Source organism: Gilliamella sp. HK2, from assembly GCF_001690265.1.
Lineage (GTDB): Bacteria > Pseudomonadota > Gammaproteobacteria > Enterobacterales > Orbaceae > Gilliamella > Gilliamella apicola_C.
Map to the genome: position 1 here is coordinate 81,618 of NZ_LZGV01000088.1, position 10,720 is coordinate 92,337.

At 36.0% G+C, this 10,720-nt stretch carries 8 protein-coding genes; all 8 read left to right on the forward strand.

The genetic code is table 11. From position 1 onward, the window contains the following. Positions 1–9 precede the first annotated feature (9 nt). Complete coding sequence (locus A9G45_RS09490) at positions 10–339, forward strand: hypothetical protein (RefSeq protein WP_065567851.1); 330 nt, start codon at positions 10–12, stop codon at positions 337–339. A gap of 351 nt (positions 340–690) precedes the next feature. Further along, the gene (thrA, locus tag A9G45_RS09495) at positions 691–3,147 is read left to right on the forward strand and encodes a bifunctional aspartate kinase/homoserine dehydrogenase I (RefSeq protein WP_065567850.1); all 2,457 of its coding nucleotides are present in this window, start codon (positions 691–693) and stop codon (positions 3,145–3,147) included. Beyond that, positions 3,148–4,086 carry a homoserine kinase gene (gene thrB / locus A9G45_RS09500; RefSeq protein ID WP_065567849.1) on the forward strand — a complete coding sequence of 313 codons (939 nt, stop codon included), beginning with the start codon at positions 3,148–3,150 and terminating at the stop codon, positions 4,084–4,086. A gap of 107 nt (positions 4,087–4,193) precedes the next feature. Continuing rightward, complete coding sequence (gene thrC / locus A9G45_RS09505; protein WP_065567848.1) at positions 4,194–5,483, forward strand: threonine synthase; 1,290 nt, start codon at positions 4,194–4,196, stop codon at positions 5,481–5,483. 224 nt (positions 5,484–5,707) lie between these two features. Next, positions 5,708–6,160, forward strand: a complete 453-nt coding sequence (gene nrdR, locus A9G45_RS09510; RefSeq protein WP_065567847.1) for a transcriptional regulator NrdR — start codon at positions 5,708–5,710, stop codon at positions 6,158–6,160. 8 nt (positions 6,161–6,168) lie between these two features. Beyond that, a complete protein-coding gene (gene ribD, locus A9G45_RS09515; protein WP_065567846.1) occupies positions 6,169–7,281 on the forward strand; it encodes a bifunctional diaminohydroxyphosphoribosylaminopyrimidine deaminase/5-amino-6-(5-phosphoribosylamino)uracil reductase RibD in 1,113 nt (370 codons plus the stop codon). A gap of 1,336 nt (positions 7,282–8,617) precedes the next feature. Next, the gene (locus A9G45_RS09520) at positions 8,618–9,970 is read left to right on the forward strand and encodes a tetratricopeptide repeat protein (RefSeq protein ID WP_065567845.1); all 1,353 of its coding nucleotides are present in this window, start codon (positions 8,618–8,620) and stop codon (positions 9,968–9,970) included. A gap of 257 nt (positions 9,971–10,227) precedes the next feature. Then, positions 10,228–10,720 (forward strand): tetratricopeptide repeat protein (locus A9G45_RS09525; protein WP_176701815.1); only part of this gene is annotated, 493 nt, incomplete at its 3' end.

A 10,720-nucleotide genomic window follows, 5' to 3' on the forward strand; every position in this document is an offset into this window, starting at 1 on the left:
TTAATCGTAATGGTATTTACTGAAGTAACTAAAACATTTGCGGCAAGTTTACCAGGCACAGACAGTTATGTAAAACTGCGTAACGCTATGCAAACATTAATTCAAGAAGATACAAAAAATGCAGCGGTCTATTTTTTGATTTTTGGATTTGCACGCACTTATGTCATGCTATATGAAGATCAGGAAATTTCACCAAAGTTTGCAGAAGACAATCAAAAGCTAATGTTATCGTATCTTAATATTCTTGATGAAGCGTTAAAAAAGCAAGATACTGAAAGTATCTATCAAGCATTGAATAAAGTTGTTAATGAGTACGAAAATAGCAAAAAGTTTTTTTAAAATTACAGCCTGACATGAAAATGTCAGGCTGTTTTGTTTTTAGCGTTTAAAAAATAAATTTAATTAGGAAAATGATGAAAATGATAATGATGATTTCAAACATTATTAGCACCTTAAGCACTATTATTCAATATAGGGCGGGTTAATTTTTCCTTGAAAATATAAAAAACCCGCCAAAATAGGCGGGTTTTTAGTTTTTATAAAAACAGGTTCAAAAACCATAAGAGTAAAGAAAGATAAAATTTTAATATTTTGATTTCTTATTACTACTTTTAAACCACTGATGTTTTTAGGTAAAAGGTATTTTGAATGGTAACAGGCATAAATTAGAACAATAAGTAAAGGTGTGATATGAAAGTTTTAAAATTTGGAGGAACATCTGTCGCTAACGCAGAACGTTTTTTACGCGTTGCAGAGATTATCGAAAATAATGCTAAACAAGAGCAAAACGCAACTGTTTTATCCGCACCAGCTAAAATTACTAATCATTTAGTTGCAATGGTAGAAAAAACGGTTGCTGGGCAGGATATACAAAATAATATCTGTGATGCTGAAAAAATCTTTGCTAATTTACTAGAAGGAATTGCAAAAGCACAACCTAATTTTGCTTATGAACAGATGAAGCGCTTTGCACTTGATGAATTAAACAATGTTAAGCAACTACTTAAGGGGATCGCTTTATTAGGCCAATGCCCAGATAGCATTAATGCATCAATTATCTGCCGTGGCGAAAAACTCTCTATTGCCATTATGGAAGAACTGCTTAAGGCTAAGGGGCATTTAGTTACTGTAATAAACCCAGTAGCAATGCTAATTGCTGAAGGCAACTATTTAGAATCAACCGTCGATATTGCAGAGTCTTCACGCCGACTTAGTGAAATGCATATTCCCCAAAATCATATAATTTTAATGCCTGGTTTTACTGCGGGTAATGATAAAGGTGAGCTCGTTGCTCTCGGGCGTAATGGTTCGGATTACTCTGCATCGGTACTAGCTGCGTGTCTGCGTGCTAGTAGTTGTGAAATATGGACTGATGTCGATGGTGTTTATACTTGTGATCCCCGTACTGTGCCTGATGCAAAACTCCTTAAGACGCTATCTTATCAAGAGGCAATGGAACTTTCTTATTTTGGCGCCAAAGTTCTTCACCCAAGAACGATTTTACCTATTGCTCAATTTCAAATTCCTTGCTTAATTAAAAACACCAATAATCCTGATGCGCCAGGTACATTAATCGGTGCCAATGTTGTTGATTCAACAACACCAGTAAAAGGCATTACTAATTTAAATAATATGGCAATGATTAACGTCTCTGGCCCTGGCTTAAAGGGCATGGTGGGTATGTCGGCTCGCGTTTTTTCTGCCATGTCTTATGCCGGCATTTCAGTGGTGCTTATTACCCAATCCTCATCAGAATATAGTATTAGTTTTTGTGTACCGCAAACTGAGCTCAGCCGAGCTGAAGAGGCATTAAATGATGAATTTTTCCTAGAGCTAAAAGATGGTTTGCTTGAACCTATTGAATTCATTGAAAAACAGGCAATTATCTCAGTTGTCGGTGATGGTATGCGTACATTACGAGGCTTATCAGCTAACTTTTTTACAGCCCTAGCCAGAGCGAATATTAATATTGTCGCTATTGCACAAGGTTCATCTGAGCGCTCAATTTCTGTTGTGGTTGATAATGATGTTGCCGTAATGGGCGTAAGAGTTGCTCACCAAATGTTATTTGGTACGGACAAAATGCTTGATGTATTTGTTATTGGTGTTGGTGGTGTTGGTGGTGCACTTATTGATCAAATTAATCGCCAGCAAAAATGGCTGAAAAACAAACAGGTCGATCTTCGTGTGTGTGGGCTATTTAATTCTAAACATAATGTCCTTAACCGTGATGGCATTGATCTGAGCAATTGGCGAGATCAAATCAGACAAAGTGAACATAGCTACACGTTAGACGGAATTATTGAGTTTGCTAAAAATAATCGATTACTCAACCCAATTCTAGTCGATTGTACATCAAGTAGTGAAGTATCAGATAAATATGCGGACTTTTTAGCTAATGGCTTTCATGTCGTCACGCCAAATAAGAAAGCCAATACCAGCTCAATGGCTTATTATTTGCGTTTACGCCAAGAAGCGGCAAAAAGTAAACGAAAATTCCAGTACGATACTAATGTTGGCGCTGGATTACCTGTTATTGAAAACTTACAAAATCTACTCAATGCAGGGGATGAGCTTATTAAATTTTCAGGTATATTGTCAGGTTCACTTTCTTTCATCTTTGGTAAACTTGATGAAGGCATGTTATTGTCTGAAGCAACTAAATTGGCTAAAGAGAAAGGTTTTACTGAACCTGATCCTCGTGATGATTTATCAGGCACTGACGTGGCGAGAAAACTATTAATTTTAGCTCGAGAAGCAGGATTACAATTAGAGCTTGATCAAATCAATGTCGAATCTGTTCTACCTGTTGAGTATACACAAGGTAGCCTTGATGAGTTTATGAAACAATTGCCACAATTGGATGCCGTGTTTAAAGAAAAATCAGAACAAGCCGCAAAAAAAGGCAAAGTTCTACGCTATGTTGGCAGTATAGAAAACAAGCAATGCCATGTTAAGATTGAAGCCGTTGATAGCGAAGATCCTCTTTATAAAGTCAAAAATGGTGAAAATGCCTTAGCTTTCTATACGCGTTATTACCAACCTATACCACTCGTATTACGAGGCTATGGCGCTGGTAATGATGTTACCGCTGCGGGTGTTTTTGCTGATATTTTACGTACCACATCAGGCAAAATAGGAGGCTAAATGAATCATAAATCTTTAACTGTTTATGCGCCTGCATCAATGGCTAATATTAGTGTTGGCTTTGATATATTAGGTGCAGCAATTAGCCCTATTAGTGGTGTGATGCTTGGCGATTGTATCACTGTTGAACCTGCTAGCAAATTTTTGTTAACTAGCAAAGGCTCATTTGTGAAAAACCTCCCCAATGATCCCAAAAACAATATTGTTTATCAATGCTGGCAGTATTTTTGTCAAGCAATGGGTAAAACATTGCCCGTCAGTATGACTCTTGAAAAAAATATGCCAATAGGTTCGGGATTAGGATCAAGTGCTTGCTCTGTGGTTGGCGCATTTGTTGCCTTAAATGAGTTTTTTGATAAACCATTTAATGAGTTTGAAATGCTTACAATGATGGGGAAGCTTGAAGGACGCATTTCGGGTAGCGTACATTATGATAATGTGGCACCCTGCTATTTAGGTGGAATGCAACTTATCCTTGATGAAATAGGCATAATTAGCGAATCAATACCTCATTTTGAAGATTGGTATTGGGTGATGGCATACCCCGGTATTAAGGTTTCAACCGCTGAAGCGCGAGCAATATTACCGGCTCAATATCAAAAAGCGGATTGCGTAGCACACGGTCGCTATGTGGGTGGTTTTTTGCATGCTTGTTATACCAAACAACCTAAATTGGCTTCGGCAATGCTTGTTGATAATATTGCTGAACCTTACCGCAAACAATTATTACCTAGCTTTGATGAAATACAAAAACGGGTCAAACAGCTCGGAGCTCTAGCATCGGGAATTTCTGGCTCAGGTCCAACAATGTTTGTCATTGCAGATCAACTTGAAACGGCACAACAAATTGAATTACTACTTAAACATTGTTATTTACAAAATGATGAAGGCTTTACCCATATTTGTAAAATAGATCCCCTAGGCGCAAGAATTATTTAAGTTTATTTATTATAAAAACAGGACTAAATCTAAAAAATACGTTAACTTTTTACTGTTCAAGCTGATAGCAGTAAAAGTGAAAGATTAAAGATAACCGGAACATAATTATGAAATTATATAACTTAAAAGATCATTCAGAACAAGTTAGTTTTTCTCAAGCGGTACAACAAGGATTAGGAAAAGGCCAAGGCCTATTCTTTCCCCAAGAACTCCCTAAATTTTCCATAAACGAAATTGAATCATTATTAAATCTTGGTTTTGTTACTCGTAGCGCCAAAATATTATCTGCTTTTATTGGTGATGAAATTAGCAGTGATGATATGTACAGACTAGTTAAAAATGCTTTTCAATTTCCTGCTCCCATAACATCCGTTGAAGCAGATATTGGCTCATTAGAGCTTTATCATGGTCCCACACTAGCATTTAAAGATTTTGGTGGGCGATTTATGGCACAAGCGTTAGTTCAAGTGGCGGCAGATAAAAAAATCACTATTTTAACTGCGACATCTGGCGATACAGGCGCAGCTGTCGCCCATGCATTTTATCATTTGCCGAATATTCGGGCCGTTATTTTATACCCTGAAGGAAAAATCAGCCCATTACAAGAAAAACTCTTTTGTACACTTGGTGATAATATTCATACCATTGCCATCAAAAGTGATTTTGATGCCTGCCAAGCATTAGTGAAAAAGGCATTTGATGATGAAGAATTAAAAACTAAAATTGGTTTGAACTCTGCTAATTCGATCAATATCAGCCGATTACTCGCTCAAATATGTTACTATTTTGAAGCTTACGCTCAATTAACACCCAAACAACGTGAGCAATTAGTTATTTCGGTTCCAAGTGGCAACTTTGGTGATTTAACCGCTGGGCTACTTGCAAAAACCATGGGCTTACCAATTAAGCGTTTTATTGCAGCAACTAATGCGAATGATACAGTACCTCGATATTTAGAAACGGGTAAATGGGAACCACATGCAACAATTGCAACGCTATCTAATGCAATGGATGTTAGTCAACCCAATAACTGGCCTAGAATTGAAGAAATTTATCAGCGTGAAGGTTGGGATCTTAAATCACTGGCTCATGCGGCGATTTCTGATGAAGTTGCTAAACAAGCCGTTTGTGAACTCGATCAAAAAGGTTATTTGTCCGAACCTCATGGCGCAATTGCTTATCGTGCTTTACGTGATCAGTTACAAAAGGGTGAATATGGCTTATTTTTAAGTACTGCGCACCCCGCTAAATTTAAAGAAGTCGTTGAAAATATTCTTGGCAAGCAAATTGCACTTCCTAACGCATTAGCTGAACGAGCAGATATGACACTACTTTCCCATTATATGCCGAATGATTTTACCAAATTACGTAATTTTTTAATGAAGCTAGAATGGTAAATTTTGTACTGCCGCCAAGAAATCGGCGGCATTTAATTCATTGAGTGATAATGCTCTCAATTGTCTTACTTTACCGCTTAGCTAATCTTACTCATTAAATAGCTCCCTTTATTCTTAACGCTAAAATATACATCTCATCAAGAATAGAAAATACTAATCAATCTTGTTTAAATCAAAATTTTGAGCTATTGTAATCTAAATTGTGTCATTATAAGGATATTATTATGTTTTGTCCGTTTTGTAATGCAAATGATACTAAGGTGATTGATTCTCGACTTGTTAGTGAAGGCTTTCAAGTACGTCGAAGACGACAATGTGTTGAATGTAATGAGCGTTTTACCACATTTGAAATTGCTGAATTAATTATGCCTAATGTCATTAAAAGTAATAAAGTTCGTGAGCCATTTAATGAAGATAAATTACGCAATGGTATAAAACGAGCTTTAGAAAAACGCCCTGTTAGCTTTGACTCGATTGAAGATGCTATTACACGTATAAAATCAAAAATTAGATCAACAGGAGAACGTGAAATACCAGCGAAATTAATTGGTCGTTACGTTATTGAAGAACTCAAAAAGCTTGATAAAATAGCTTATATCCGTTTTGCATCGGTCTATTTTAGTTTTGATGATATCGAACAATTTAGTAATGAAATTGCCAAATTACAACAGAAATAACACCCTAAATGATAATAAACGATAACGATTATTTTTATATGCAGCAAGCTATTGAGCTCGCTAAGTTGGGTCGTTTTACCACGTCACCTAATCCTAATGTCGGTTGCCTGATCGTAAAAAATAATCAGATTGTGGGCACGGGTTATCATCAAAAAGCAGGATTACCACATGCCGAAGTTTACGCACTTAACATGGCTGGAAAAGCCGCACAAGGTGCAACGGCTTACGTGACATTGGAACCTTGCAGTCATTTTGGGCGAACTCCTCCTTGTGCTGATGCCTTAATTAGATCGCAAATTAAACGTGTTGTGATTGCTATGCAAGATCCCAATCCTAATGTTTCAGGTAATGGAATTAAACGATTACGTGATGCGGGAATTGAAGTTATTGTTGGAGTATTAGCCGCTCAAGCTGAATCGCTTAATAAAGGTTTTTTAAAGCGAATGCGAACTGGATTGCCATATGTACAACTTAAACTAGCTGCCTCGCTAGACGGTAAAATCGCTATGGCATCAGGTGAAAGCAAATGGATAACATCAAGTATTGCAAGGCAAGATGTACAAAGATACAGAGCGCAAGCAAGTTGTATATTGAGCACTCGCATGACGGTACAAACGGATAATGCGAGCTTAACAGTCAGGCATGCACAATTGCCTGATGACATAAAACAAATTTATCCTCCTGAAAATATTCGGCAACCCATACGAGTCATTATCGATAGTCAGAATCAACTAACAGGCGAAGAAAATATTTTTAAGCAACAGGGGGAGATATGGATAGTGCGCAAACAAGATATTGCGATCAATAAACCCAACACTCAATTAATTATTGAATCTTCTCCCCAAAATCATATTGATTTAGTTCATTTACTAACACTTTTTGGAAAAAAAGGCATAAATTCCGTCTGGGTTGAAGCTGGTGCACACTTAGCTGGCGCACTAATAGAGCAAGACTTAGTTGATGAACTGATTATCTATTATGCGCCAAAATTACTTGGGCATAATTCGAAAGATATGTGTATATTGCCTAATTTACAAAAATTATCCATGGCACCCAACTTTCAGTTCGAATCGACTACGATGGTAGGTGAAGATCTGCGGGTTGTTTTAAAAAGAAGATGATTATATGGTTGATAAGACGCTTATTAAGACTATAGCAAATAGCTAAAATAGCCTTTAATAGCCAGTTAGTACAAAGCAAATATTCGTTACAAAAAAGTTAGTATTCACATACGCCCAATATTTAAATATATCGGGCAGTGCATCATAAAATAGCCTTGTCGCAAAAGAAGTAATGTTATTATTTGCCATTATTTTTCAATAATAAAAACTTCAATAAAATCAATGGTTTTTCTGAATGATTTTTATACGTACTAGGTTTGTGTATTCTTTTATATTTCAAATGAAAAATAGGATGCACAATGCGTAAAAATCAGCTTAAAATTACTATTCTCCGCTCATAATTATATAGTTTGGTGACAATGTTAACATTCACCTTTAACAAAAATATAAAAACTAGATTAGCTAAATTAACAGCAACAACTAAAATCCGTCTTAATCCAGCTCCGATTTCTTCCGCCGTACTATTAATTGGTAAAACAACATTGTCATCATCTGTGAAACCGCCCCTTGCCTATCCCTCAAATTTTTCATGATAACTGGGATATATTGTTAAGACATCATATCTAATCTCGATATCCGAACTCAGCATGTTTTTAACTAAAGTTCATTTCGTTTTATAACCATATTTACTTATTACGCAACCCAAGTGTTATAACTTTTTGTATGTAACTGTCCCCTAAATGTAACTATCCCCCTAAAATAGTACAACTAAAAATAGAAAATTCTCTATGATAAAAGTAAAAAAAGATTTAATTATGAAAAAATGACTAAACATCAAATCGTATCTATTTGAAAAGAAGCTGAGGCATGCGTTCCCATTAAAGCACTATCCCGTAAATAGGGTGTGGACAATTTAACTTTTTATCAATGGTGGGAAAAATAGAGCGTATAGAAACTTGAAACATTAAACGTTTAAAAGAACTAGAGGCTGAAAATCGTAACCTTAAACATATTATTAGCGAACTATGAAAATTAAAAGAGTGCACTTGACAAAAGAAGCCATTTAAGACAATAACATGATAAAAACCTCGTTAATTTACTATGGTAAAGGCGAAGAGCAAAATATACCCCGTACGCAGTTATGACGTAAATACACATTAAAAAATTAGGAAAAACAATCACCTTGCACAACAATAGCTCCAACTGTTGTAATACTTTTTACTTTACCTCTAACTCAATTTGTAACATGATTACTGGATATTGAGATCGATTTTGATCTTCGTTTTTTGGGGAATTTATTGACTATTTTTTAACTTGTTAGCACAATGTTTTACTATATAATTAAATAGGTTAACAATATCAGAATTTATTAAAAATAGTAATAAATGGAATAAAAATGAAAAAAATCCTTCACACTGCATTTTTATTATGCTTTGTATCGTTTTCAAGTGATGCCGATAACACTAAAAACCTTGCTACAACATCTTATAATAGCGAAAACCAACCTACTCAACCGATTTGTCAACTTAAGTTTGATAAAGAAAACATTAAACTCTGCACTGAGCTGACTGAAAAAGGTGATGCCATGGCCCAAAATACCTTAGGTGAAATCTTTTATACTATTAAACCTTGGTACGAAGCAGGGGATCACACTAAAGCACGACTATTATTTGAAAAAGCGGCTGCTCAGGGACTGGCTAAAGCACAATATAACTTAGGCTCAATGTATCGTGATGAGTTAAACAACTTTCCGCTTGCTTTAAGTTGGTTTGAAAAAGCCGCTGCACAAGGTAATGTTGATGCTCAAAATAGTATTGGTTATATTTACGAAAATGCATCGGGAGGTACCCCTCCTCGGCTATATACTTTTAATCAAAGCGGTAAAAATACAGACAAAAAAATCCCCAATATTAAAGCAAAGTTTGCAAAGTTTGATAATAACTTGCCTGTTGATTATTACCGACGTAGCATTTATCCATTGAGTGAATATGGTCAAGGACTAGAGCCTAATTTACAAAAAGCCATTGAATGGTACCAAAAAGCCGCCGACCAAGGGCATGCCCTAGCGCAAACTAATTTGGCCTATTTTTATCTGTTTGGTATCGGGGTCAATAAAGATGAAAGTCACGCCTTTAAACTCTATGAGCAAGCAGCAAACCAACAGTTTGTCCCAGCAATAAAAACGTTAGCGTTTATGTATATGCAAGGTTTAGGCACCAAAGCGGATGAATATAAAGCCTTTACTTTACTTGAGCAAGCCTACCAACTACAACCTGATGAAACCTTATGGGATTTTTTTTATAACGTAATGTATCGACATTATGGGTTAAAAACCACATTACAGCATAAAGATCAAAAAACTATTAGAATTAGCTATTACATTCTTGGAGAAGGTAGTGATGAAGATTTGATCTATGGATCCTTATATGGACTTAAAAGCTTCTACAATCTAGACATGCTGAATAGTTCACATCTGTTTATTTTAACGAAAAACCGAAGAAATACCTTAGATGTTTGGTTAGGCAAAGATACAGGCGATCTATTGAAATTAAAAGAACGTTACTTTATAAAAAAATCCATCCAAGGTTATTATAATACAATGACTTTACTAAGTTATTTTTATAAAGGAGAAGGCGGTGATATCCAAAAAGCGCTGTTATGGCGCAAATATGCATTAAAAATGGGACAAGTCAATAAACCAGAATTTTGGCCTGATTACCCACCTATTGAAGATAATGTAACGCAATAAATAACGGGCACCGCCCGTTTTTTTATTGTTGAGTCTGAAAAACAACAAAATCATCCATTTTAATACTTTTTACTCTATCTCCAATTCAATTTGTAACATAATGGCAAGGTGTTGCGATTGATCTTGATCGCTTTGATCTTCGATTTTTTAAGGTATTTATTGTTTGTTTTTTAATTTGTTACCACCGATTTTTGCTATACAATTAGCGTGGTTAACCATATTAAAATTCATCAAAAATCGTTATAAATGGAATGAAAATGAAAAAAATCCCTTATGCGGTATTGGGGTTTGGTGTTGCCTTATTTGCGATGTCGGTTTTTGCCAAGGGCAATCATCATACCAATGCGCCCCAAACTCGCTTAATGTCTAGCGCCTCGGAGCAACCCACTTGCCAACTTTCACGTGATGAAGCAAACATTAAATTGTGCACTGAACTGGCTGAAAGTGGTGATGCCATTGCCCAAAACACCTTGGGCGAAATTTTTTACGGCGATAATTTGCTTTACCAAAAAGGGGATCACACTAAAGCACGGCTATTATTTGAAAAAGCGGCCGCTCAGGGACTGGCTAAAGCACAATATAACTTAGGCTCAATGTACCGTGATGAGTTAAACAACTTTCCGATTGCTTTAAGTTGGTTTGAAAAAGCGGCTGCTCAAGGCAATGCCGATGCTCAAAATAGTATTGGTTATATTTACGAAAACGCATCAGGCGGTAAAGCGCCTCGATTGTATATTTTTGACGAAAATG

Bases quoted from the DNA above. Each gene is read 5' to 3' on its own strand.
- thrC (WP_065567848.1), top strand. From the start codon at position 4,194: ATGAAATTATATAACTTAAAAGATCATTCAGAACAAGTTAGTTTTTCT.
- A9G45_RS09490 (WP_065567851.1), top strand. From the start codon at position 10: ATGGTATTTACTGAAGTAACTAAAACATTTGCGGCAAGTTTACCAGGC.
- thrB (WP_065567849.1), top strand. From the start codon at position 3,148: ATGAATCATAAATCTTTAACTGTTTATGCGCCTGCATCAATGGCTAAT.
- ribD (WP_065567846.1), top strand. From the start codon at position 6,169: ATGATAATAAACGATAACGATTATTTTTATATGCAGCAAGCTATTGAG.
- nrdR (WP_065567847.1), top strand. From the start codon at position 5,708: ATGTTTTGTCCGTTTTGTAATGCAAATGATACTAAGGTGATTGATTCT.
- thrA (WP_065567850.1), top strand. From the start codon at position 691: ATGAAAGTTTTAAAATTTGGAGGAACATCTGTCGCTAACGCAGAACGT.
- A9G45_RS09520 (WP_065567845.1), top strand. From the start codon at position 8,618: ATGAAAAAAATCCTTCACACTGCATTTTTATTATGCTTTGTATCGTTT.